The organism is Constrictibacter sp. MBR-5 (assembly GCF_040549485.1).
Taxonomy (GTDB): Bacteria; Pseudomonadota; Alphaproteobacteria; order JAJUGE01; family JAJUGE01; genus Constrictibacter.
Genome location: NZ_JBEPTK010000029.1, coordinates 1 through 21,861 on the forward strand (window position 1 = coordinate 1; position 21,861 = coordinate 21,861).

At 64.5% G+C, this 21,861-nt stretch carries 24 protein-coding genes and 1 pseudogene; 14 read left to right on the forward strand and 11 right to left on the reverse strand.

Annotated elements, in window-relative coordinates:
• From ABIE65_RS26970 to ABIE65_RS26980, 3 genes are all read right to left on the reverse strand, one after another.
• A partial coding sequence (locus ABIE65_RS26970) for an MFS transporter (RefSeq protein ID WP_354081855.1) occupies positions 1–401 on the reverse strand: 401 nt, incomplete at its 3' end.
• A 650-nt stretch (positions 402–1,051) separates the two neighbouring features.
• Positions 1,052–1,822 carry a MauE/DoxX family redox-associated membrane protein gene (locus tag ABIE65_RS26975; RefSeq protein ID WP_354081856.1) on the reverse strand — a complete coding sequence of 257 codons (771 nt, stop codon included), beginning with the start codon at positions 1,820–1,822 and terminating at the stop codon, positions 1,052–1,054.
• 213 nt (positions 1,823–2,035) lie between these two features.
• The gene (locus tag ABIE65_RS26980) at positions 2,036–2,743 is read right to left on the reverse strand and encodes an aminoglycoside adenylyltransferase domain-containing protein (RefSeq protein ID WP_354081857.1); all 708 of its coding nucleotides are present in this window, start codon (positions 2,741–2,743) and stop codon (positions 2,036–2,038) included.
• Between ABIE65_RS26980 and ABIE65_RS26985 the strand changes: the two genes are divergently transcribed.
• The 4 genes and pseudogenes from ABIE65_RS26985 (at position 2,742) to ABIE65_RS27000 (ending at position 4,430) form a co-directional block, all read left to right on the forward strand.
• Entirely contained in the window at positions 2,742–2,921 is a 180-nt protein-coding gene (locus ABIE65_RS26985) for a hypothetical protein (RefSeq protein WP_354081858.1), read from the forward strand. The two genes, ABIE65_RS26980 and ABIE65_RS26985, sit on opposite strands and share 2 nt — an antisense overlap.
• A gap of 289 nt (positions 2,922–3,210) precedes the next feature.
• The gene (locus ABIE65_RS26990; protein ID WP_354081859.1) at positions 3,211–3,813 is read left to right on the forward strand and encodes a lysophospholipid acyltransferase family protein; all 603 of its coding nucleotides are present in this window, start codon (positions 3,211–3,213) and stop codon (positions 3,811–3,813) included.
• Between the two features lie 50 nt (positions 3,814–3,863).
• Positions 3,864–4,049, forward strand: a pseudogene (locus ABIE65_RS26995) (response regulator); the annotation flags it as partial.
• On the forward strand, positions 4,038–4,430 hold the full coding sequence (locus ABIE65_RS27000; RefSeq protein ID WP_354081875.1) for a winged helix-turn-helix domain-containing protein: 393 nt from the start codon (positions 4,038–4,040) through the stop codon (positions 4,428–4,430). The pseudogene ABIE65_RS26995 and the gene ABIE65_RS27000, both read left to right, overlap by 12 nt.
• On the opposite strand, the gene ABIE65_RS27005 is transcribed toward ABIE65_RS27000, so the two are convergent.
• Positions 4,406–4,732: a P27 family phage terminase small subunit gene (locus ABIE65_RS27005; RefSeq protein ID WP_354081860.1), complete on the reverse strand. Its 327-nt coding sequence runs from the start codon at positions 4,730–4,732 to the stop codon at positions 4,406–4,408. The two genes, ABIE65_RS27000 and ABIE65_RS27005, sit on opposite strands and share 25 nt — an antisense overlap.
• 329 nt (positions 4,733–5,061) lie before the next feature.
• Between ABIE65_RS27005 and ABIE65_RS27010 the strand changes: the two genes are divergently transcribed.
• Positions 5,062–5,820: a class I SAM-dependent DNA methyltransferase gene (locus ABIE65_RS27010; RefSeq protein ID WP_354081861.1), complete on the forward strand. Its 759-nt coding sequence runs from the start codon at positions 5,062–5,064 to the stop codon at positions 5,818–5,820.
• A 935-nt stretch (positions 5,821–6,755) separates the two neighbouring features.
• Here the strand turns inward: ABIE65_RS27010 and ABIE65_RS27015 are convergent.
• The 4 genes from ABIE65_RS27015 to ABIE65_RS27030 are packed head-to-tail and all read right to left on the reverse strand — an operon-like array spanning position 6,756 to position 10,628.
• Entirely contained in the window at positions 6,756–8,720 is a 1,965-nt protein-coding gene (locus ABIE65_RS27015; RefSeq protein WP_354081862.1) for a cache domain-containing protein, read from the reverse strand.
• On the reverse strand, positions 8,717–9,115 hold the full coding sequence (locus ABIE65_RS27020) for an ATP-binding protein (RefSeq protein ID WP_354081863.1): 399 nt from the start codon (positions 9,113–9,115) through the stop codon (positions 8,717–8,719). Before ABIE65_RS27020 ends, ABIE65_RS27015 begins: the two co-directional genes overlap by 4 nt.
• Positions 9,116–9,159: 44 nt before the next feature.
• Positions 9,160–9,474: an STAS domain-containing protein gene (locus ABIE65_RS27025; RefSeq protein ID WP_354081864.1), complete on the reverse strand. Its 315-nt coding sequence runs from the start codon at positions 9,472–9,474 to the stop codon at positions 9,160–9,162.
• Positions 9,475–9,476: 2 nt separating this feature from the next.
• The gene (locus ABIE65_RS27030) at positions 9,477–10,628 is read right to left on the reverse strand and encodes a response regulator (protein ID WP_354081865.1); all 1,152 of its coding nucleotides are present in this window, start codon (positions 10,626–10,628) and stop codon (positions 9,477–9,479) included.
• 277 nt (positions 10,629–10,905) lie between these two features.
• On the opposite strand from ABIE65_RS27030, the gene ABIE65_RS27035 reads away from it, so the two are divergent.
• The 3 genes from ABIE65_RS27035 to ABIE65_RS27045 all read left to right on the forward strand — a co-directional run bounded on the left by ABIE65_RS27035 (position 10,906) and on the right by ABIE65_RS27045 (position 13,437).
• The gene (locus ABIE65_RS27035) at positions 10,906–11,139 is read left to right on the forward strand and encodes a transposase (protein ID WP_354081876.1); all 234 of its coding nucleotides are present in this window, start codon (positions 10,906–10,908) and stop codon (positions 11,137–11,139) included.
• Positions 11,140–11,449: 310 nt separating this feature from the next.
• Positions 11,450–11,611 carry a transposase gene (locus tag ABIE65_RS27040; RefSeq protein WP_502918582.1) on the forward strand — a complete coding sequence of 54 codons (162 nt, stop codon included), beginning with the start codon at positions 11,450–11,452 and terminating at the stop codon, positions 11,609–11,611.
• Between the two features lie 107 nt (positions 11,612–11,718).
• The gene (locus tag ABIE65_RS27045; RefSeq protein ID WP_354081866.1) at positions 11,719–13,437 is read left to right on the forward strand and encodes an ATP-binding protein; all 1,719 of its coding nucleotides are present in this window, start codon (positions 11,719–11,721) and stop codon (positions 13,435–13,437) included.
• Here ABIE65_RS27045 and ABIE65_RS27050 read toward each other — a convergent pair.
• Together ABIE65_RS27050 and ABIE65_RS27055 are read right to left on the reverse strand one after the other, a co-directional pair.
• Positions 13,409–14,452 carry a hypothetical protein gene (locus ABIE65_RS27050; protein WP_354081867.1) on the reverse strand — a complete coding sequence of 348 codons (1,044 nt, stop codon included), beginning with the start codon at positions 14,450–14,452 and terminating at the stop codon, positions 13,409–13,411. The two genes, ABIE65_RS27045 and ABIE65_RS27050, sit on opposite strands and share 29 nt — an antisense overlap.
• Before the next feature lie 15 nt (positions 14,453–14,467).
• Positions 14,468–14,869 carry a hypothetical protein gene (locus tag ABIE65_RS27055; RefSeq protein WP_354081868.1) on the reverse strand — a complete coding sequence of 134 codons (402 nt, stop codon included), beginning with the start codon at positions 14,867–14,869 and terminating at the stop codon, positions 14,468–14,470.
• Between the two features lie 379 nt (positions 14,870–15,248).
• Here ABIE65_RS27055 and ABIE65_RS27060 point away from each other — a divergent pair, with 379 nt between their 5' ends.
• From ABIE65_RS27060 to ABIE65_RS27075, 4 genes are all read left to right on the forward strand, one after another.
• On the forward strand, positions 15,249–15,533 hold the full coding sequence (locus ABIE65_RS27060) for a helix-turn-helix domain-containing protein (RefSeq protein WP_354081877.1): 285 nt from the start codon (positions 15,249–15,251) through the stop codon (positions 15,531–15,533).
• Positions 15,534–15,622: 89 nt separating this feature from the next.
• Complete coding sequence (locus tag ABIE65_RS27065) at positions 15,623–15,862, forward strand: hypothetical protein (RefSeq protein ID WP_354081869.1); 240 nt, start codon at positions 15,623–15,625, stop codon at positions 15,860–15,862.
• The gene (locus ABIE65_RS27070) at positions 15,859–17,106 is read left to right on the forward strand and encodes an NnrS family protein (RefSeq protein ID WP_354081870.1); all 1,248 of its coding nucleotides are present in this window, start codon (positions 15,859–15,861) and stop codon (positions 17,104–17,106) included. Before ABIE65_RS27065 ends, ABIE65_RS27070 begins: the two co-directional genes overlap by 4 nt.
• Positions 17,107–17,301: 195 nt before the next feature.
• On the forward strand, positions 17,302–17,718 hold the full coding sequence (locus ABIE65_RS27075; protein WP_354081871.1) for a hypothetical protein: 417 nt from the start codon (positions 17,302–17,304) through the stop codon (positions 17,716–17,718).
• A 136-nt stretch (positions 17,719–17,854) separates the two neighbouring features.
• Here ABIE65_RS27075 and ABIE65_RS27080 read toward each other — a convergent pair whose 3' ends face one another.
• Positions 17,855–18,553 (reverse strand): helix-turn-helix domain-containing protein, encoded by a 699-nt coding sequence (locus tag ABIE65_RS27080; RefSeq protein WP_354081872.1) that lies wholly within the window; start codon positions 18,551–18,553, stop codon positions 17,855–17,857.
• A gap of 254 nt (positions 18,554–18,807) precedes the next feature.
• On the opposite strand from ABIE65_RS27080, the gene ABIE65_RS27085 reads away from it, so the two are divergent.
• On the forward strand, positions 18,808–21,522 hold the full coding sequence (locus ABIE65_RS27085; RefSeq protein WP_354081873.1) for a nitrate/nitrite transporter: 2,715 nt from the start codon (positions 18,808–18,810) through the stop codon (positions 21,520–21,522).
• 64 nt (positions 21,523–21,586) lie between these two features.
• On the forward strand, positions 21,587–21,861 hold a 275-nt coding region (locus ABIE65_RS27090), incomplete at its 3' end, for a hypothetical protein (protein WP_354081874.1).

Here is a 21,861-nt window from a genome sequence, read left to right on the forward strand (position 1 = left end):
GCGCGCGACTGGGCGCTTCCCGACAAGCGGTCGGCCAGAAGGCGGAGGCCGGGCATGTAGGTGCCGGCGAGACCGGCACCAGCCAAAGCCTGCAGGAACAGCGCGCTTCCCAACCCGTCGGCAAAGGCCGCGAAACCGGCGTTACCGAGGATCGCCAGCGAGGCGCCGACGAGCCAGATTCGGCGCGGGTCGATCTTGTCGGTCAACGTGACCAGCACCGGGACGGCGACGGTATAGCCGGCAAAGAAGCTGCCGCCGATCCAGCCGGCTTCGGTGTTGTTGAGCGCCCAGGCGTCGCGCAGCGGCCCTAGAAGGACCGGATAGGTCGAAAAGCCGAGCATTGTCAGCACCTGCGCGATGCAGACCAGTGTCGTCAGCCGTCGTCCCGAAAGGCTCATCATCAACCGCTTCGCTGAGGGAACACAAGGCGCGATCCTAGCCTTGTCCGAGGCGGCACGGTTCGGCACGGGTCGAACTATGGCAGTATCTGGCCGCGTGCGCGAATGGCGCCAGCTTTCCCGGATTTCATACATCCCAGGTGAGGTTGTTCATGTCGACCTCCTGTTGCCACCCGTCCCGTACGGTCAACACCGGCGCTTTTGGGGTCGAGATGTACTTTTCAAGCGGCCGGGAACCATCACCGTGTCTTACCGTGCGCAGATCCCGGCTGGCCTGCCGCCGGCAGAGTTCGTTGAAGCGGCGGAGGCTGCGATCGGAGCAGAGATGGCGCCCGCAGGGCCGGGGGCAGAGCCGCCGAGAAGTAGGATGGGGATGGGGCCTCCAAGTGAGCCGCCGGGTTCGGTATCGATCATCGAGGGGCACGTCGGGCGTCGAGATTGAACCATCGGAGAGCCGTGCATCGTCCATCGTCGATGCATCGGTAGGTCCGCGATGATTGCGTGCCGGGGATGGAGCGCCTCGCCGTTTGGTTGCCGATCGACGAAATCCATCCGGACGGACTTCGAGTGAGGGCGTCGGCTGCGGCGAAGCCTCTTCATCGATATCGCCCCGAGCGCCGGCATGGTTCGGGGACTGAGAAGGATCGTTCTGGTCAGCCGATCACGTACATCCGGATCGGCATCCAGATCGCCATCGCGATCATCATGAGGTTCTCGGTCAGTGAGATGAACCCCAGAGGAACGCTGCTTCCACCGCCGACGCAGGCACATTTGAGTTCGCGTTTCTCGACGTAGACAGCCTTGAAGACGGAGAAGGCGCCTACGGTGCCGATGAACAATGCGATGGGGGAGGCGGCCCAGACGAACGCGCCGGCGATCATCAGCACGCCGGCCAGGGTCTCGCCGAACGGGTATAGGTAAGCGTAGCGCACCCAGCGCTTGGCGAGGAGGTCGTAGTTGAGGAACATCGTGCTGAAGCCATCGAGGTCCTGCAGCTTCTGAACCCCCAGGAGGCACATGGAGATGGCGATGAACCACTCGATCGCGCGAACGATGAGGACGCTCCCATGCGCGACATAGCTGACCGCGACTGCCATCAGCAAGCCGACCGAAAAGATGGCGATGATGGGCCGGTAGCTGGTCTCGCCTTCCTCCTTGACGTGCTGACCGAAGTGCCTGCGCAGGTCGTCGTAGCCGCCGATCCGCTCACCGCCGATGAAAACCTGGGGCGTCGTTTCGACGTGATGCTCTCGCTGGAACGCATCCGTCTCTTCGCGCGTCCGGAGCCAGTGATCGTCAACGGTGAAGCCCCGGCGCTGAAGCAGGTCTTTCGATTTCAGGCCGAAGGGGCAGACATGACCCTCCATGACCATACGGTAGAGTTGCGCGTGGCGCGCATCGGCGCCCTTCTGATCGAGCGGCATGCATCGATCTCCAGATTTCGTGCGGTGATCGCGGCACGCTCGGAACACCGGCTGTTGAGGCGGGTTCCGATCAATTGGCAAGGCCGGCGGTCTTGAGGATCCGACCCCTCGTGAAGGTCCGGCGCCGGTCTCCATCGCATCGGCGACTTTAACGGATCTCCTGCCGGCCAGCGCTGGGTTTGCGAGCAACTGGAGCCGGCAGAGGGGAAGCGATCAGAGCATGGACATGATGCGCTGCCGCATCTCTTCGACCGCCAAGCCAAGTTCGGCATGCCAAACGCTCACGTCAAAGCTGCCCTGTCCGGGATAGGATCGCTTCGCGCACAGGAGCGCGCCTGCCGCCTGGTTCGTCAATTGTGGCGCGGCCCAGTCGGCGGCGGCAGCCTTGGAGAGGAACCGGCCGGTCGAGATCGTCGCCCACATCCGCGCCAGGGTCAGCAGGACGTTGCGCTCGTCTCCTTCCGCGCCCGCGACGAGGTCCGGCAGGAGATCGCCGATCGCTCGGCATATGTCCGGGAAGGGTATGTCGGGCACGCGTTCGGTGACGGCGGGGCCGAACAGGGGGACCGCCTGCTCCCTCGCCTGGGCCAGGACCAGGGTGAACTCCGGGGTCGTCTCGCCGTCCGGGACCGCACCCCCTTCGAACGCGCCGCGCAGCCATTCGCCATAGACAAACTCGGCGCGTGCCGGATACGGCAGGCGGACCAGATCGGCCGACCGGAAGACGATCACTTCGAGCGGTCGCCGCCCCTCCCTGTCGAATGGATAGCGCCCGTAAACGGCCATCAGGTCCGCCGCCAGATCCCGGCGGGCGGACGCCGACAGCGAGCCTTCCATGACGGCCAGCAGGTCGACATCGCTGTGCCTGCGCAGACCCTCGGCTACGGCCGAGCCGTGCAGATAGACCGCCGTCTGCGACATGCCCCGCTTCGGCGACAAGAGTCTTGCCCTGCTGCGCCGGTTCCAGCGAATCATGGCCCGAGGCACGGCGTCTGACGGCCAACTCGGCAACATTCTCGCCAGCCTGGATGGTGAACAGTTCCAGCAGTGCTTCGTAGCATGGGCGGCGGCAGTCACCGGCGCGCCGGTGCCGTTCTGATGTGAGGGATACACTGGGTTCGGTGCGGATGATCTCGTTCGGCATGATCCATTTCAGGTGTTATCCTCGGACAGCAGCAAACTCGACGTCCGCCATCTCGGTCTGATATCGACACCGTGGCAGAGGGGAAAGAAGCGGGTTCGTATCGGTGCAGCGCATTCGGTCGATATCGTTCGATGTCCTGTTGGCGCTTTGGACGGGACTTTTCGGCCTTGCCGTCCCTGTGCTGGCCGTGGCTCACTCGTCCGAGCGCACCATCCGGAAAGTGACCCGGTGGTGGGCACGAGGCGTGCTGCTCCTGCTGAAGCACGTCGTCGGTCTTGATCACGTCGAACACGGTCGCGAGAACATCCCCGACCAGCCCTGCCTGCTCGTCTGCAATCACCAGTCGACGTGGGAGACGATCGCCTTTGTCGTGCTCATGCCGGACGTAGCGATCGTCGCGAAGCAGGAGTTGATCAACATCCCCGTGTTTGCCTGGTACCTGAGACGGTCGCCGATGATCATCATCGATCGTGAGGCGGGGTCGCGGTCGCTGAGGACGATGGTCGACGAAGGCCGCGCTGCTCTGGCACAAGGGCGCTCCGTCCTGGTCTTCCCGGAGGGCACGCGTGGCAGCACGTCCGACGGCCTTGTCTTCAAGCGCGGCGTGGGGCTGCTCTACCGGAAGCTGAACATGCAGGTCCTGCCCGTTGCGGTGAACTCGGGCGCATTCTGGGGTCGAGACGCCCGCTTCAAGCGGGCGGGAACCATCATCGTATCTTACGGTCCGCCGATCCCCGCTGGCCTACCGCCGGCAGAGTTTGTTGAAGCGGCGGAGGCTGCGATCGGAGCGGAGATGGCTCCCGCAGGGCAGGGGCGCACGGACGCTAAGATGGAGCGGGACATCTAACTGAGCCGCCGCATTCGGCCTCGCCTCCTGCTCGTGAGGACCGCCGAGCCGATCTCGTCCTGCTCGACCTGCGTATGCCCGGGGATGACGGCTTTACCCTCGCCCGGTGGCTCCGCGAACATTACGACGTGGCGATCATCATGCTGACGAGCGCCGACGAGGTCGTCGACCGCATTGTCGGACTGGAGATCGGCGCGGACGACTACGTCACCAAGCCTTTCGACCTGCGCGAGTTGCGGGCGCGTATCAGCAGCATATTGAGGCGCACCCGAGCGCCTTCGCGTTTGGAACCGCAGCCGGACAAGAACCGGCGCGTGCGCATGGGTCTGGCTTGGCTCGACCTCGACAGCCACCGCCTCCACTGTGACGACGGCAGCGAACTGAAGCTCACCACCATGGAATTCGATCTACTGAATGCTTTCGCCAGCCACCCGAACCGGGTGCTGACCCGCGACCAACTGCTCGATCTCGCGCACAATCGACAGTGGGAACCGTTCGACCGCAGCATCGACATCCGCATCACCCGCATCCGCCGAAAGATCGAGCCCGATCCGGCAAAACCCCAGGTCATCAAGACGGTCCGGGGTTCGGGCTACATTTTCGTGACTGAACAATAAGATGGTCGCTTTAAGCGGCACCTAAGGCGCAGCCTTATCGGGGGGCGGCGGTACCAACTCGATCTCCTCGTTGGTGGCACTGAGCCATAGCGTGTCTGGATACAGCGGAAGGGCAGCTTAATCAGAGTCGGCATCTCGGCAAGCTTGCGCTCCGCCTCTACCCAGCGGCCATAGGCTTGGTAGTAGGCGGCGAAGGCGGCGCGGTTGAGCTGGCTGATGATGCCGAGGATCTCCAGCTGGCGCGCCAGGCGCTTCCATTCTGCCTTGGCGGTCCGGCTCAGATGCGCCGGGCAGGCCGGCACGGCGGTGACCGGCTTGGGCTCGTTTGGCTTCAGCGAGCGCTTGCCGGGGTTGCCTTCGACCGGCTTCAGCGCCGTCCGCTTCGGCCAAGTTCGCAGGGTTGCCAGGCCTTCCGACCGGTCCTCCTCCTCCTCCGGTGGCGCCGCAGATAGTCCGCGTGCGAATCGTCAAGAATCTCCGTCGCTGCCCAGGTGGACCAAGAGGTGGCACATTTCCGGCACGGTCGGCACGAGAGCGGCCATGACGTCATCCGGCTAGAATTGATCAACCCAGTCGACGAGGGCAATCCGTCCAAGGCGCTTGGTACTCCCTGACTGCTCGGACAATGTCGATGACGATGGCTCGCGCGCTCTATGATGGCCTCCTCGCCGAGATCTATGACGATTACACCGACGCCGACGCTAGCGCCGACCTCGTGCTCTGGCGCAGGCTATGCACGGATTGTGACGGTGCCGCGCTGGAACTGGCCAGCGGCACGGGTCGCATGCTGCTGCCGCTGCTAGCCGAAGGGCATACCGTGGAGGGGCTCGACAATTCGGCCGACATGCTGGCGCGGTGCCGGGATCGTGCCGGCGAGATGGGCCTCGCGCCCGTGCTCCATGAGGCGGACATGACGACGTTCGCCCTCGGCCGCCGCTTCGGGTTGATTTTCTGCGCGGCGGGCAGCCTGACGCTTCTGGCGGAGCCGGGGCAGATGGAGGCGGCGCTCCACCGCGCGCTGAAGCACCTCAATCCCGGCGGCGTCCTGGCCCTTGTGATGGACGCACCTAGCGAACCGGCCACCGGCACAGTCATCGCCCGGGACATCAGGCGCGACAGCGACGGATCGAGGCTTCGCTGCATCCTCGATCCCCTGCTGGACGTCAACCCCGAGGTGGCACGTTGGCGGATGACGAACGAAATCGTGGCGCCGGACGGCGCCACCCGGCGGGAGACGACCGACATCGCCTTCCTCCGCCCCGCACCGGAGGCGTTCGCAAACATGCTGCGGGCCGGCGGTCTTGCGGATGTGACGCTGATGGATGCGCAGGGGACAGGGCCCCACCGCGGGGGTGCCGACTCCTATCTCGCGCTCGGCCGCGCGCCATGACGTCTGATGTGTATGCTGGATTTGCCCGAAGTGGATAATAGAGGTCCGAAGGTGCCAGAGAAGCCTGACACGTGCGGACAGGAGGAAAGCTCCTGCCCACACGCTCGTCCTGGCCGACCGCGAGCGCCTGGCCCGACGTCGTCGACAGCCAAGCCCTCCAGATCGCCAATCACCTCTTCCGGTTGGAGGTCTCGATCCTCTCGAGCGCTTCGCTGCTTGCTCCCGGCTAACAAACCGCTGAGCGGTAACCTGCCGCCTGAGTACGTTCCTGACGTTGGAGACCTGCCTGCATCCACCGCGGGCTCTTGGTATACCGCATGCGTCGAGCGCGGCGGCGATGCTGCGGAGGCTGGCGATGCCTGTCGCCTCGATGGCGCGGATCACCGGCAGCACGTTGGCGGCGAAGCGATCGGCCTCGGAGACCTGCATGTCGCGCCCCGGGACGACTGCGGCCGGTGCGTTTAGCTGGGTTGCCGAGCTTCGTGCCGCGTGCCCTGCGTGCGGTGAGGGCGACGGATGGTGGCGAAATGATTGAGGGTCGCGGACCGCGTGCAGTGGATCTCGGGAGAAGACTAGGTTCGGCTGCCTCGGCTAAACGCCTTTGAAACAAAAAGAAAAAGCCCCCAACGGGAGCCTCATCTCGGGTTCGCTACAAGATAATGGCGGAGGGAGGGGGACTGACGTCCAACCCTCTCTGCCACCGACTTGTAGCCAGCAAGGTGGTGAGTGCCAGATCAGGCCGGCTCGCCCGATCGAGCTTCTACTGGATCTATGACGAGATCTCGTCGGCGAGTTGACTGAGCACGGCAGTTGCGCGCGGCGGTCCACCGCTGGCTACCGAGCGCGGCATGATCTCGATGGTCAAAGCGGAAAAAGTTGGCTGTCGGTCTGCATGTTTGCGATCTCGCCAACACCGATTGTCACGCGCAGATGACCTAGAGAGCGCGCACCGCGACAATGAAGGAATCGACGTGGCCGTTCAGGCGACGTGTCTGTTGGTCGACCGTCGTTGCTGCCTGACGAACGCCCTCCGCCGACCGATTGGTCTCGGCGGCGGAGTCCACCAGGGCGCCGATGCTGCTCGACACCTTCCGGGTGCCGGTCGCCGCCTGCTGAACGCTGCGGCTAATCTCCTGGGTGGCAGCGCCCTGCTCCTCGACGGCTGCGGCGATGGTCGCCGTAATGCCATTGACCTTGCCGACGGTCTCGACGATCTGCCGGATCGCATCGACGGTCGTTCGGGTTTCCTGCTGCACCGCGGCGATCTGCGTCTGGATGTCCTGGGTCGCCTTCGCTGTCTGGTTCGCGAGGCCCTTCACCTCGCTCGCGACGACGGCGAAACCCTTGCCGGCCTCGCCCGCCCTAGCCGCTTCGATGGTGGCGTTGAGAGCGAGCAGATTGGTCTGCGAGGCGATGCTTTCGATCAGGCCAACGATCTCGCCGATCGTCTGCGCCGCATGGTCGAGGCGCGTGACGGCCATCTCGGTGCCGCGTGCTTGGCCCTCGGCGACGCCGGTCACCTGGGCCGCTTCGGACACCTGACGGGAGATCTCCTGGATCGACGCGAGCAGTTGTTCGGCGGCGGCGGCGACGGTCTCCACGTTGCCGCTGGCATCCTGCGACGCCAGGGCGACGACATCCGCCTCGGTCGATGTCGTATCCGCCGTCCGGCCTAGGGACGTGGAGGACTGCTCCAGTTCGCCGCTCGTCTGAGCCAGCGCGTCGGCGACCGACTTCACCGTCGCTTCGAAATCATCGGCGAGCTTGATGATTTCGGTGTCCTGCGACCAGGTCATCATAGGCCCGATATAGTGTCCATTGCGGTCGCGGATCGCGGCGATACGCAGGGTGAAGGATTCCGTTCCGACCTTCACCTTGCTCTTCCAGGGCAGATTGTCGGGGGATGACAGGATGCGCCGGGCGTGGTCGGGGTGGCGGTGGAAGATGTCGATCGACGTGCCGACCAGGTCGCCTTCAAACTTGAGGATATCGCGGAGCGTTTCGAACGTCTCGCGCGCCGAACGATTGACGTAGCTGAGGCGGAAGTCGTTGCGCGGGTCCGCCATCATCACGTTCGTCTCCATCTCCTCCAGCATCTGCGCCTGCTGATAGGCGGCGACGACGCGCTCGCGCAGGACGTCCACCGCGCGCTCCATGTCGCCGATCTCGTCCTTGCGCTTGGAAACCTCGATGACTGCGCTTTCGTCGCCGCTTGCCAGTGCCAGCAGAGGCTGGCGCAGGCGCCGCAGCGGCACCGTCAGGCTGCGAGCGAGGAAGAATCCGATTCCGCCCATGATGGAGAGGATGATGCCGGCGACGATCACATAGTCGATGCTTTCGCTCAGAACTTCCGCATTCAGATCGTCCACATACAGGCCAGTGCCTACGATCCAGCCCCAGGGCGCGAAGCCGACGACATAGGAAAGCTTCGGCTGCGGCTTGTCAGAGCCGGGCTTCGGCCACTGATAGTCGACAATGCCGCCACCTTCCGCCTTCACTTTTTCCACGAAGGCTTGGAACAGTCGTTTCCCGTCCGGATCCTTGACGTCGCCGAGCGGCTTGCCGTCCAACTCCGGCTTGGTCGGGTGCATGACCATCCGAGGTTCCATGTCGTTGATCCAGAAATAGTCGGCCTCGTTGTAACGCACGGTCTTGATCGCCGAGATCGCGGCTGTCTGCGCCTCCACGCGCGACATGGTGCCCGCCGTCTCTTGCATATGGAAATGTTCGGCAATGGACATTGCGGTCTGGGAGAGGGCTTTTAGTTCTTCCTCGCGATCGGCGAAGGCCATGCTGTGGGTTTTCAAAACCGCGAGCCCGATGATTGCAGTGAAGCCGAGCACGGCCAGAACCGAGATCACGTGGATTTTCATACCGACGGTAAAGGTCGGGAGCTTCATGCGGCGTGCTCCTTGCGAAGATTTGAATCGAGCCAGAGATTGAGCCGGCGATTGTCGTTGCTGACGGTGACCCGACGCGAAAGCCGGTGCAGTAGTGGCAGGCCGAGGCCGCCGACGGTGAGGGCGTCGAGATCAGGTAACCAACCGGCGCCGGCGCGGGACAGCGCGGCGAGAGCGGTTTCCTGGAGCGCCGGGTCGTGATCGAACGCGATCAGCAGGATCGGACCGCGTGTGCGCGCCCGGACGCCGAGGTGGTCGAGCGCAGCATGCTTGCAGGCGTTCGCGAAAACCTCGGCGACGATGGTGAACACGTCGACTGGGCGCGCGGCGGCCACCGATACGGCATCCGCAACGTCGGTCAGCAGTTTGGGCCGGAGAAGGTCGGCCGGTGTCACGGATCGGTCGACGAAGGCGCGAGGAAGCATGCCGGCACCCCGTCTTACTCGGCGATTTCGAGCAGGCGATCGAGTTCCACCACCGCGAACAGCCGGCGGACGTCGGAGTTGGGATGCTCCATCACCAGGCGCGCGTTCAGTTCGCGGGCGCGGCGCAGCATACGGATGAAGACGCCCAGCCAATGGCTGTCCAGTCCGTTCACGCGCGAGAGGTCGAAGCGGATGTCCGACACGCCGCCCCCGACGAGGCGGTCGACCTCGGACAGCACTCGGTCTCCGGCTGCGTGGTCATGGAAGGTGAGCATGCCTTGAAAAGTGGCGCGAACGTCGTTGCCGTCGCGTGAGATCTGCACGTCCATAGTCATCTCCGGCGGAGAAGGATGAGAGTCAAGTCGTCGTCGGTCCGATCGGCCCAGTTCGCGAGTTCCGACGCCGTGGCAGTCCGGATCGCGCTGGCGCGACTATCGAGAAGGGAACGAGCACGGACGGCATCGCCGCCCTGCCAGCCATCGCTGCAGATCAGCAGCGCCTGACCGGATTCGAGGGTCAGCCGGGCTTGTCTCGGGGTGAACAAGCCGGACCCCAGCGGCAATCCGCCGGTCGACACCTCGTCGATACGGTTTGCGCCAATCAGCAAGGGGGTCGGCGCCCCGGCCGCACAGATATCGAGGCGGCCTGTGGCATGCTCGATCCGGATGGCCGTCACAGCGACTGTCAGTTGCCCCTTGTCGAGGGCGTCGAGGCGGCGGTCCAACTCACTCAGCAATTGGGATGGCGGCATGTCTGCGATACCACGCAGGACGGCATCGACCCGGAGCGCGTTCATCGCCGCCGCGAAGCCGTGGCCGACCGCATCGGTGAGCAGCAGTAGTGTCCAGCCGTCGGAGTGCGTGCGCAGGCTCCAAAGATCGCCGCCGATTTCTTCCGAAGTCCGGTGCACTACGTCGATCGTGTGCCGGGTAGCAGCTTCGGCTGCGGCGATTTCGTGCTGGGGAGGAAGCAGGGCATCCATCAGCTTTGCGGTGAGTGCAAGATGGATATCCATGCGTTCGCGAAATGCTTCCAGTTCGCGAATCAGGCGCTGATTTTCGAGATGCACACGCACACGCGCCCGCATCTCCGCCAGATCAAGGGGCTTTGTTACGACGTCACTGGCACCGTTTTCGAAGCATTTGGCTCGTGTCCTTCGATCGGCGAGCGCCGTTTGGATCAGGACGGGCATAGTGGTGTGCCGATCATCCGCACGGATCCGGGCGCAGGTCTCGATGCCGTTTAGGCGAGGCATCATGATGTCAAGCAGAACCAAGTCGGGCTTCGTTTCGGCAAGCATCTCAAGCGCCTGCTCCCCATCGCCGGCCTCAAGGATCGATCCTGCGCCAGCTTGTTTGCAGAGTTCGCGCAGAATTTGTCTGTTAACCGGATCGTCGTCGACGATGAGAACAGGCCCGAGCGTCGACGACACCGCCCTACTAAAATCTGTTCCCGTCGCTGCTCCGACTGCGGTGGAGATCATACGCCATCCCATCGCTGCCTCGGTATGAGCAGCGTTAGGAGCATCAATACGCGGGGACTTCTAAAAGGGGCCTAACGGCGCGTCATCTTCATTTGCGGACAAAGGGACAAATTGTCCGGGCGGCCGACCGCGGCATGGTGGTCGATCTCGAACAGCGTGTTTGAGAATGATTCCCAAAGACGCGCTTATGTGATTCCTGGCGTGTCGGACCCGAGTTGGAGAGCCGACGCCGACGCCGAGACGGAGGCCGCCGCAGCGGCGAGCGTATGACACCGACCTGACCGACGGTCAGTGGAAATTGACCGCGCCGTTGATACCCGAAGCGAACCCCGGCGGGCGGCCGCGGAAGGCATCTTCCGCGATCATAAACGCGATCCTCTATTTCCTGCGCGCCGGCATGGCCTGGCGCCTGCTGCGCACGACCTGCCGCCCTGGCGGACGGTCTACTACTACTTCCGACGCTTGGACCGGGAAGGCGTATCGCGGCGTGTTCACCATACGCTCGCCATAGCCGACCGCGAGCGCGTGGGCCGGAGCCGTCACCCTCGGCCGCCGTCCTCGGCCGCCAGACCGCCCGGACCGCCGATCAAAAACGGGATGCAAGGGCTATGACGCCCGGAAGAAGATCAACGGGCGCAAGCGGCACATACTGACCGACACCGATGTACAGAACCGCGATTGCGCCGTGGGTGTCCTCCGGCAGTCCTGGTCGCGCCCCCTTTGACGAGTGAGCCTATGCCAACGGCGGCTATGCCGGCAGGCCCGTCGACTGGGAGAAGACCAATGCGCACCTGACCCTGCTTCGTGAGGGGCCCGCTCGGCTGCAGGGTTTCACCGTCATCCGCCGGCGCTGGGTCGTCGAGTGCAGCTTCGCCTGGATCATGAAGGCCCGCCGTCTCGTGCGCGACTACGAGCAACTCACCCGTGTCGCCGAAGCACTCATCCTCATCGCTGCATCTGTCACCGTGGTCGGGCAATGGTGAGGCTTCTCAAACAACGCTCTCACGAATGTGTGAGCGCGCACTTAGCATTGGTTAATGCCCGGACGTTACCTTGCGCCGAACTCCCGCGCCGGGTGCAACGCAAAAAAATGCATGATTTCAACGAAACTCTAATCGCCCTGTGGCAGAATGCTGGCCTGTTGGCGGCAGTCGTCGTCCTCTATACCCAGATCGGCAGCGCCGGCACGCAGATCACGGTGGTGCACCGGGTGGCGCTTGGGGCAATGCTCGGTGCCGCGGCGATGATCAGTATGAGCATCCCCTTTTCCGTCGCACCCGGAATATTCGTCGATGGCCGGGGTATCGTGCTCGCCTTGGCCGGGGTGTTCACCGGACCGCTCGGGACGCTGATCGCGGTAATGATCGCCGGCAGCTTTCGCGCACTGGCCGGCGGTATCGGCGCCGGTCCCGGCATTGTCGGCATAGCGCTCGTCGGGCTTGGCGGCCTGGCCTTCGCCGGATATTTGCGCCGCACGCAGCGGTCTTTGGACTACCGATATCTGCTCGCGCTCGGTGCGGTCACGACGCTTGTGACCGATATGTCGATGTTGTTGCTGCCCACCGCCGGTTTGGGATGGTCGACCCTTCAGGCCGCCGGTTGGCCATTGGCCATTATGCATCTTTGCGGAATTCCATTGCTCGGTGGTTTGCTGTTGCAGGAGCGTGAGCGGGTCGCACTGGCGCAGAAGCTGACGGCAAACGAAGCGCGCTACCGGTTCCTCGCCGATCACGCGACCGATATGATCAGCCGGTTCGACCTCGATTTGCGCCGTCTCTACGTTTCGCCGGCATCGGTGCGGCTCTTCGGCTGGCAGCCCGAGGAACTCCTCGGTGAACGAACATCGGACAAGATGCACCCTGAGGATGTCATCAACATCCGCGAGACCACGCGACGCATGCTCGACGCGTCGGCGCATGCCACGGTGCGGTACAGGTTTCGTCATAAGGCCGGTCACTGGGTCTGGGCTGAAGCCAATCTCGCGCGGAGTGTCGATCCCATAACCGGTACCGTTCAGATAGTCAGTGTCGCCCGCGATATCAGCGCGCGCGTCGAAGTCGAAGAGGCTCTGGTACGAGCCAGTGAGGCAAAATCCGAGTTCCTCGCCAACATGAGCCATGAGATCCGGACGCCACTGAATGCTGTGATCGGCTTTTCCGATATGATGAAGGAAGAGGTCTACGGTCCTCATGCCGTACCCAAGTACCGCGAATATGCGGGGCACATCGAGTCCAGCGGACGCCACCTGCTGCGCCTCATCAACGACGTGCTCGACCTCTCAAAGGTGGAGGCCGGCAAGATGGAGCTGGCAGAAGGAGACTTCTGCCTCGCTGACCTGATCGACGATAGCGTTACTACGCTGACCCCGCGCGCCGTGACGAACGGTATCGTGCTGAAAAGTTTGCCTGGCGAACCGGCTCTGCGGTGCCGCGGTGATCTCTTCAGGTTGCGTCAGGCACTGCTCAACCTGCTTTCGAATGCGATCAAATTCACACCCGCGGGCGGGCACGTCACCCTCACGGCCCAGCGCGATGATGCTGGCCGGCTAGTCATTGCGGTCCAGGATACCGGCCGCGGGATCGCGGCCGCCGACATGCCGAAGCTGTTCCAGCCATTTGCGCAGGCGGGCCATCTTCTCGCCCGGCCCGCAGAAGGCACCGGGCTTGGCCTTGTTCTAACGCGCCGGTTCGTCGAGATGCACGGCGGCGTAACCTGGCTAGAGAGCCATGAAGATGCCGGCACTACGGCCTATATAGCGCTGCCGGCATCCCGTGTAGGCCTCATCTCGTCAGAGGAACCGACAGCCTGACGCTACCTGCGCAGCAAGTATCTACCACCTGTGACAAGCCAGTGCCGGACGGCATAGAGAGCGTGATTGGGCGGCAGTCGCTTACCTGCTCAGCAACACCGAGCGCGAGTGGCTCGATGCACCGTCTTCTGTTCGCTCGCGCAAAAGTGTCGGCGCCAAGGTCGTGGCGCGGCCGGCCTGCTCGACGGCGAGCGCAACCCGCGTCACCATCGGCGCCACCAAGTGGGCGTCGTCGCCCAGCACCTCGCACTCCCAATAGCCGATGCATTCGCTGACGCTGCCGGCGCTGGAGCCGCTGACGGTGTACTCCACCGAGATCGTCAGTTCCTAGCCGGAGACCGCGGCGGTCACGGCGGCGTCGATCGTGAACACCGGCGTTCACGGAATCCTGTGTCTTCCAGAGCTGCTGCACTGACCCGACCAGCTTCGGCACGCCGCCGTGGCTGGAGAAGGCGATCGACCACTCGCCGTTGTCGTAGCAGTAGCCCTGGTTGCCGCCGCGGATCGTCGCGCTGTTGCGGAACTTCACATGGACGAAGCCGCTGTTGTTTCGCTCGCAGGTGACCTTGCAGATGCCGGTCGCCACGCCCTTCGCCACCGGCACCTTCCGGCCCGATGCCCGGCCGAGATAGGCGCTCTCCAGGACGTTGCGTGGCTCCTCGATCATGTAGATGCCGAGGATGTAGGGGTCCTGGGCGGGCGTGATCCGGATGCCCGGCGGCACGGTGGTGCGGTTGCCGGTCCACTGCGGCGGTACGCCGTCTTCCATCACCTCGATGCAGTCGAGCGCGCCGGCGACGGGATAGCTGAGCGAGGTCGAGCCGCTATTGCCGACGGTCTGCACCGCCAGGCTTCCGGCCGCGCCGCTCACCGTCCGTGCGACGATGCCCCAGCGGATCTGCGTCGGCTTCGTCGGCACGGTCGGCTGGCCGAAGTTCAGCACCGTCGAAGCCGGCACCTTCCAGGCGGCGAAGCGCTGGTTGGTGTTCGCATCCCCGGCGATCACCTTGATCACGTTGTTGTCGAACGCCTAGTAGGTGTAGTTCGTGGGATCCAGTGCGACGACCCGGCGGCCCGGCAGCTGCGCGACGATCACCCACGGATCGAGCTTGGGCAGCCACAGGCCGGCTTGGTGCGGCGTCATGCCCATGTTGCCGACCTGGGCGACGATCCGCACGTGCGGATGCGCCGGCTCGACCGGCAGCAGCGACGTCGAGCAGCCGACGAAGACCATGCCGCGGCTGTAGTTGGGCGAGTTGCCGACCTTGTTGCCGAGGCAGAGGCTGCGGACATCGCCGTTCGTGCCGGGCTTCTTCAGCACGTTGGCGATCACCATGGAGCCGGACTGGCTCAAGTTCACGAAGGCCGGGCAGTTCAGGTAGGGGGCGACGTGGCCGCCGCCATAGTTGGCGCCATAGGTGCCGCCGTGCATGACGTCGTAGCCGTGGATGCGGACGACCGAGGGCCGCGGCGTCGCTCCAGTCGAAGGCGAAGCCCAGCGTCCAGACGGTGACGTCGGTTTCGTTCACGCCCTGGACCAGGCAGACGTCGCTGTTCCCGGCGCCGTCGCTCAGTTCGATCACCGAGAGATACGGGTGCAGGATTCCCGTCATGTCCTCGCTGAAGACGACGGTGCTCGACCCCGCCGTGACCTCTGCAGTGACCGCGAGGTCGGCCGTCATATCCCAGCGGCCGTGCTTCGCCGGCCGTCGCACTCCCCGCAACATGCGGACACCTTCGTCCAATCCAAAGGTCTCTTTGCACGGTCAGAAGCTCAGCGGCAGGAAGGGGACGGCTGAGCGCGTACGGATCTGCATGCGCGTCTTCAGGAGCCGGCGACGCAGCGCGTCGAGCGCCGGCTCGCCGCCACCCTGCTGCGCATGGTGAAACAGTCGGGGCGGCGGGTGGAAGGCGGGGTGGAGATCCCGTTCGCGGTGTCGCGCCAGGAACTCGCCGAGATGATCGCCACGACACTCTTCACGGTCAGTCGCACCCTCGCCGCGTGGGAACAGGAAGGCATCGTCAGCGGCAAGCGGTCGAGTCACCTGGTGATCGGCAAGTCGCACCGGCTGGTGCAGATCGCAGAGCAGGCCTGATTGCGCTTCGCGAACTTGCGCCGGCGCAACATCGCTTCCCCGACCGCCGACTAGCATGTGCCGTCAAAGCGCGTGATGGAGGCGGGGAGATGTCTTCCGCTCGGTTGGATGGGATGATGGTCGCGGAGGTGATGGAGCGATGGCCGGTCAGCGTCGGCGTGTTCAACAGACGCCGCATGGCCTGCCCGGGCTGCGTCATGGCGCCGTTCATGACGATTGCGGAGGCCGCGATCTCCTACGGGCTGTCGCCTGAAGAACTGGAGGCTGATCTGGTCGAGGCGACGGAGGGCCTCGCGGCGGATCCAAGTCGCAAGGAACCGAGCCGATGAGCAGCACCCTTCAGACGGGTGCGGTGTCGCCAGACGCCGACCGGCGCCTGCCGCCTCCGGTGTTCCGCCTCGGCTTTCGACCGTTCTTCCTGCTGGGTGCCATTTGGGCATTAGTCGCCATCGCCCTGTGGCTCGCTGCGCTGTCCGGCGCATTGGCCATCGGTGGCCCCTACGGTGCGCTTGGATGGCACGCGCACGAGATGATCTATGGCTTCGCTGCCGCCATCCTCGCGGGATTCCTCCTGACGGCGGTGCCGGGCTGGACGATGCAGCCCAAACTCGCCGCCGGCGGCCTCGCGGCCCTCGCCGCGCTCTGGGTCACCGGACGCCTCGTCATGGCCTCCGCGGACATCGTGGGCCCGACCGTGGTGGCGGCGATCGACCTGCTGTTTCTCCTGTTGGTGCTGGCGCGAGCGGCGTCGCAGATCGTGGCCAGCCGCAACTGGCGCAATCTTCCCATCGCGGCTGCTCCGGCCGTGCTTCTTGGGGGCAACCTGCTGTTCCACCTGGATGCTGCCGGTTTCGTTCAGACCTCCGGCATCGAGAACCGCCTCGGCATTACCGCGTACGTGTTTCTGGTGGCGGCGATCGGCGGCCGGATCATCCCGACCTTCACGCGCAACTGGCTGAAGAAGCGCGCGGTCGCGGGGGCGATGCCGCCCGACGCTTCCCGGTTCGATGCCGCCGTCGTGCTGGTGACGCTGGCGACGCTCGTTCTTTGGGTCGCCTCGCCGGAAGGCCCCGTCCTCGCCGTGGCCGCAGTGGTGGCTGCCTGCGGCCATCTCGTTCGCGTCCTGCGTTGGAAAGGCTGGCGCACCGGCAGCGAGCCTCTGGTGTGGATCCTGCATCTCGCCTATCTGTGGCTGCCGGTCTCCTTCTGTCTCCTGGCCGCCGCTGCGTATGACCCCGTCGCTGTCCCGGCGAGCGCGGCGGTGCACGCCCTCACGGCGGGCGTCATGACGACCATGATGTTCGCAATCATGACGCGGGCGACCCTCGGTCACACAGGAAGAGCGCTCACCGCCGACGGCTGGACCACGGCGGCCTATGTGATGATCGTCGGTGCTGCGGTGTGCCGCGTGCCCGCCGCACTGCTCGACTCGCTCTATATGCATCTGCTGACGTGTTCGGGGCTGCTGTGGGTGGGCGCGTTCCTGGTCTACCTGGCATCCTATGGGCCGAAGCTGCTCGGAGAACCGTGGCCCGTGTCCGTCGACGGTGCCCCCGCCGCACCGCCGAGCTGATCCCCGCAGAAACGAAGATCGTGCATGGCGGCGTGCGACGGCAGAATCGTGCCGCCGCCGCCAAACGTCCCATGCCCCGCCGGCTCCAGGCAGAAGAGCCTGCTCGGCGGCAAAATATCCAGTGTGACTTGATGCATCGCAAGGATACGCGGGTGTGCTTCCGGTCAAATCGGCACCGATCTAGGGGAGGTTTACATGCCGGAAATATGTTTACGCTGGATGGACAACTTTGAGGTCGGCATCGACGATCTCGATGAGGACCACCGGTACATGTGCCGCCAGATCAATACGATCTGCGAAGCCATCGCTGCAGGCGATATGGAAGTGGTCCCCCGCGAACTTTCCGCGTTCGTTGACTTCGCCGCAGCGCACATCGAGCGGGAGACCCGCGTGTTGACCGCGCTCGACCCGAGGCGCGTCTTTGCTGCCGACACCGCCGTTGATCGGCTGAAGCCGATCTCCGACCTCGCCGTGCGATTCAACCGCGGCGAACAGGATGTCGCCGAAGTCCCGACCGAGTTGGTCGACTGGTTCTGCAGACAGACGATCGATCACGACGCCGTCATCCGATCCCGCTTCCATCGACGTTCGTCGACGGCATGCCTTCGGTAGCCTGTCGCCTATGTGTCGGTTGTGGACGCGTGTGAAAAGAAGGGCTCATGGGATGACGGCGCTCACCGATCCTGGACCGAAACCTAAAGGGTGGCGCTCGTGGGCTCATCGGTCGCAACCGTCCCCGACCGCCATCTCAGATCGTATGGTCGTCGATGAGAGGCGTCGCCTTGGCGAAACGTTCGAGTTCCGCCTGATCCTGGATCGTCACCCGCGCTGCGTCGATGGCGACGCCGTAGCCCTGCAGGCTCTTGAAGGCGCGACTCAGATTCTCTGGGGTCATGCCGAGAAGAGAGGCGAGACGCTTCTTGTCGAAGGGAAGGTCGAAGACCGGTGGGCCTCCGGCCCGCCGCTGCTCCCGGAGCAGGTAGTTCGCGAGTCGTTCGAGCGAAGTCCTTAGTTTGAGTTCCTTGGCGGTCTTGACGACCGTCCTGTAGCTGTTTGCGAGTTCTCCAACGATGGCGCGGGCGAACGCGCCATCGAGGTCGAAAACCGCGCGCACGTCCCGGCTTGGGATCAGGACGATACGGCTCTTCTCTATCGTGCGGGCCGACATGAGATACGGTGCGTCTCGGATCGTCGCTGCCAGAATGAATGTCGATATCGGACGAACCGTCGCCATGCTGGTCTCGCGTCTGTTCCACGCGGCGTAGAGCTCCACCGAGCCGGAGAGCACGATCTGCAAGAAATCGCTCGGATCGCCCTCCGAGACTAGCTCGACCTGCGGCGGGAAATTCTGCACGTACGATCCACGCATGAGCTGGTCGAAACGAGCGTCCTCCATCTCGGAGAACAGGGCGAGGCTACGGATATCCGAGAAGTAGGAATCGGCCATGGGCTCTCAGAGTCGGGTTGGGGTGCGTGACTCGAACCTATCGCACATGACAATTGTCAAGTCACCGACCGAAAATTGGCGCATCAGAAATTCGCATCGTGCCATTCACGTCATGATGATCGACAAGGTCTAGCTTATTTCAAGAGCTGCCCTGCAGGATCTTGATCTGAATCAAGTCGTGCCACGCGGCGATGAAGCACGTCTAGGAGCGAGCCCCAAGGGGGGCTGGGACGATACTTCGCCGGAGCCGAACAATGCCCGTCCAAACCGCGCCGTTGCGCGCGGATCAGAACCGCGCGCTCACGCTGAGCACCGTCGCCTTCACCGTATGTTTCGCGGTCTGGACGATCTTCTCGATCATCGGGGTCGCCATAAAGGCCGAACTCGGGCTGAGCGAGTTCCAGTTCGGGCTGCTCGTCGCCACCCCCATCCTCACCGGGTCGGTGACCCGCCTGTTCCTCGGCGTGTGGACGGAGAAATACGGCGGGCGGCTGGTCTTTCCGGCGCAGATGATGCTGACGGCGATCGCCACGTGGCTGCTGACGCTGGCGGACGGCTACGTCATGTATCTGGTCGCGGCCCTGGGCATCGGTCTCGCCGGCGGATCCTTCATCATCGGTGTCGCATATGTCTCCCGCTGGTGCGAAGCGGGTCGGCAGGGGACGGCGCTCGGCATCTTCGGCGCGGGCAACGTCGGCGCGGCGGTGACGAAGTTCCTGGCGCCCTTCGTGATGGTCGCCTACGGCTGGCACGGCGTCGCCTACGTGTGGGCCGCCGCCCTCGCGGTTATCGCCGTACTCTTCCTGGTCTTCGCCAAGGATGAGCCGGAGCTGGTCGAGCGGCGCCGGAAGGGCATCCAGGCACCTTCGCTCGCCGAACAGTTCGCGCCGCTGAAGAAGCTGCAGGTCTGGCGCTTCTCGCTCTACTATTTCTTCGTCTTCGGCGCGTTCGTGGCGCTCGCGCTCTGGATGCCGCACTACCTGATCGACGTCTACGGCGTCGACGTCAGGACGGCGGGCATGGCCGCGGCGTCCTTCAGCCTTTCAGCTAGTCTCTTCCGAGCCTATGGCGGGCATCTGTCGGACAAGTTCGGCGCGCGCGCGATCATGTACTGGACCTTCGGGTTCAGCCTGATCTTCCTGTTCATGCTGTCCTATCCGCCCACAGACTACGTGATCCAGGGCAAGCACGGCCCGATCTCCTTCTCCACGTCGATGGGTCTCTGGCCGTTCGTCGCGACGCTCTTCGCCCTCGGCTTCTTCATGAGCCTCGGCAAGGCCGCGGTCTACAAGCACATCCCGGTCTACTACCCCGAGCATGTGGGGGCGGTCGGCGGACTGGTCGGCATGATCGGCGGCCTCGGCGGCTTCGTCCTGCCGATCGCCTTCGGCATGCTGCTCGATCTCACCGGCATCTACACCTCGTGCTTCGCGCTCCTCTTCGTGTTCGTCGCGATCGCCCTGTCGTGGATGCACCTGTCGATCCGCGCGATGGAGCGCGCAGCTCACGGCGAGACGCTGGACCAACTCCCGGCCCTGCCGGAGATGCAGGAGATTCACAATCCGGCGCGCACCGCCATGCCGCGCGTCGTCGAGGACTGGCGGCCCGAAGATACCGAGTTCTGGCGGGAGAAGGGCCGCCGGGTGGCGCGCCGAAACCTCTGGATCTCGATCCCGGCGCTGCTTCTCGCCTTCTCGGTCTGGATGGTGTGGTCGATGGTGGTGGCGCAGCTGCCGGCCATCGGCTTCGCATTCTCCACCGGCCAGCTCTTCTGGCTGGCCGCACTGCCGGGCCTGTCGGGTGCGACGCTGCGCATCTTCTACAGCTTCATGGTGCCAATCTTCGGCGGGAGACTGTGGACGACACTCTCCACCGCGTCGCTCCTGGTGCCGGCCGTCGGCATCGGCTACGCCGTGCAGAACCCCGAGACGCCCTACCTGATCTTCCTGGCGCTCGCCCTGCTCTGCGGTTTCGGCGGCGGCAATTTCGCCTCCTCGATGGCCAACATCTCCTACTTCTTCCCGAAGGCGGAGAAGGGCAACGCCCTCGCGCTGAACGCGGGGCTCGGCAATCTCGGCGTCTCGGTCATGCAGTTCCTCGTGCCGCTCGTCATCACGGCGGGCGTGTTCGGGGTGATCGGCGGCGAACCCCAGGTCCTGTCGTCGGGCGGGCGGCTCTGGCTTCAGAACGCGGGCTTCGTCTGGGTGCCGTTCATCCTGGTCGCCACGGCCGCGGCCTGGCTCGGCATGAACGACATCGCCGATGCGCGCGCCAGCTTCCGCGAGCAGGCGATCATCTTCAGCCGCAAGCACAACTGGCTGATGTGCATCCTCTACACGGGCACCTTCGGCAGCTTCATCGGGTATTCGGCGGGCTTTCCGCTTCTCACGAAGATCGCCTTCCCCGAGGTCAACGCAATGCAATACGTGTTCCTCGGTCCCCTGGTCGGCGCGCTCAGCCGGGCGGCGACAGGCTGGATTTCCGACCGGTTCGGCGGCGGTCGGGTGACCTTCTGGGTCTTTGCGGGAATGATTGCCGCGGTGTTCGGGGTCATCGCCGCGCTCGGTGCGGGCAACTTCACCGGCTTCTTCGCGGCCTTCATGGCGCTGTTCTTCCTGACGGGAGTCGGCAACGCATCGACCTTCCAGATGATCCCCGCGATCATGGGCAAGGAAGTGCCGCGGCTGATGCCCGAACTCGACGCGATCGCCAGGCGCCGCCAAGCGGAACGCGAGAGCGCGGCGATCATCGCTTTCACGTCGGCGATCGCGGCTTATGGCGCTTTCTTCATCCCAAAGGCCTACGGCACGTCGATCGCCATGACGGGCTCACCCGTCGGCGCGCTTTGGGGCTTTCTGGTCTTCTACGTGATCTGCCTGGCGCTCACCTGGGCCTTCTATACCCGCAGGGGCGGGCTGCTCCACGACGTGGAGCATGGCCGCGGTCTGGCTGCCCAGCCCGCCGAATGAATTGAACCCGTGTCCGGGCGCGACACTCGCAGCCCGCACCGTCGATCAGCCAAAGGACAGCCAGATGAGCCATCTGCTCGACAGACTGAACTTCCTCCAGCCCAAAGAGCTGGAGCAGTTTTCGAACGGCTACGGCCAGGTCACGCGCGAGAGCCGCGACTGGGAAGACACGTACAGAAACCGCTGGCGGCACGACAAGATCGTGCGCTCGACCCACGGAGTGAACTGCACCGGATCGTGCAGTTGGAAGATCTACGTCAAGTCGGGCATCGTGACGTGGGAGACGCAGCAGACGGACTATCCGCGCACGCGCCCCGACCTGCCGAACCACGAACCGCG

Excerpts from the sequence above, each read along its gene's own strand:
- ABIE65_RS27045 (WP_354081866.1), top strand. The coding sequence starts at position 11,719 with ATGCATGATTTCAACGAAACTCTAATCGCCCTGTGGCAGAATGCTGGC.
- ABIE65_RS27075 (WP_354081871.1), top strand. The coding sequence starts at position 17,302 with ATGCCGGAAATATGTTTACGCTGGATGGACAACTTTGAGGTCGGCATC.
- ABIE65_RS27070 (WP_354081870.1), top strand. The coding sequence starts at position 15,859 with ATGAGCAGCACCCTTCAGACGGGTGCGGTGTCGCCAGACGCCGACCGG.
- ABIE65_RS27015 (WP_354081862.1), bottom strand. The coding sequence starts at position 8,720 with ATGAAGCTCCCGACCTTTACCGTCGGTATGAAAATCCACGTGATCTCG.
- ABIE65_RS27055 (WP_354081868.1), bottom strand. The coding sequence starts at position 14,869 with ATGCACGGCGGCACCTATGGCGCCAACTATGGCGGCGGCCACGTCGCC.
- ABIE65_RS27025 (WP_354081864.1), bottom strand. The coding sequence starts at position 9,474 with ATGGACGTGCAGATCTCACGCGACGGCAACGACGTTCGCGCCACTTTT.
- ABIE65_RS26980 (WP_354081857.1), bottom strand. The coding sequence starts at position 2,743 with ATGTCGCAGACGGCGGTCTATCTGCACGGCTCGGCCGTAGCCGAGGGT.
- ABIE65_RS27065 (WP_354081869.1), top strand. The coding sequence starts at position 15,623 with ATGTCTTCCGCTCGGTTGGATGGGATGATGGTCGCGGAGGTGATGGAG.
- ABIE65_RS26985 (WP_354081858.1), top strand. The coding sequence starts at position 2,742 with ATGCCCCGCTTCGGCGACAAGAGTCTTGCCCTGCTGCGCCGGTTCCAG.
- ABIE65_RS26975 (WP_354081856.1), bottom strand. The coding sequence starts at position 1,822 with ATGCCGCTCGATCAGAAGGGCGCCGATGCGCGCCACGCGCAACTCTAC.
- ABIE65_RS27085 (WP_354081873.1), top strand. The coding sequence starts at position 18,808 with ATGCCCGTCCAAACCGCGCCGTTGCGCGCGGATCAGAACCGCGCGCTC.
- ABIE65_RS27080 (WP_354081872.1), bottom strand. The coding sequence starts at position 18,553 with ATGGCCGATTCCTACTTCTCGGATATCCGTAGCCTCGCCCTGTTCTCC.
- ABIE65_RS27030 (WP_354081865.1), bottom strand. The coding sequence starts at position 10,628 with ATGATCTCCACCGCAGTCGGAGCAGCGACGGGAACAGATTTTAGTAGG.
- ABIE65_RS27010 (WP_354081861.1), top strand. The coding sequence starts at position 5,062 with ATGACGATGGCTCGCGCGCTCTATGATGGCCTCCTCGCCGAGATCTAT.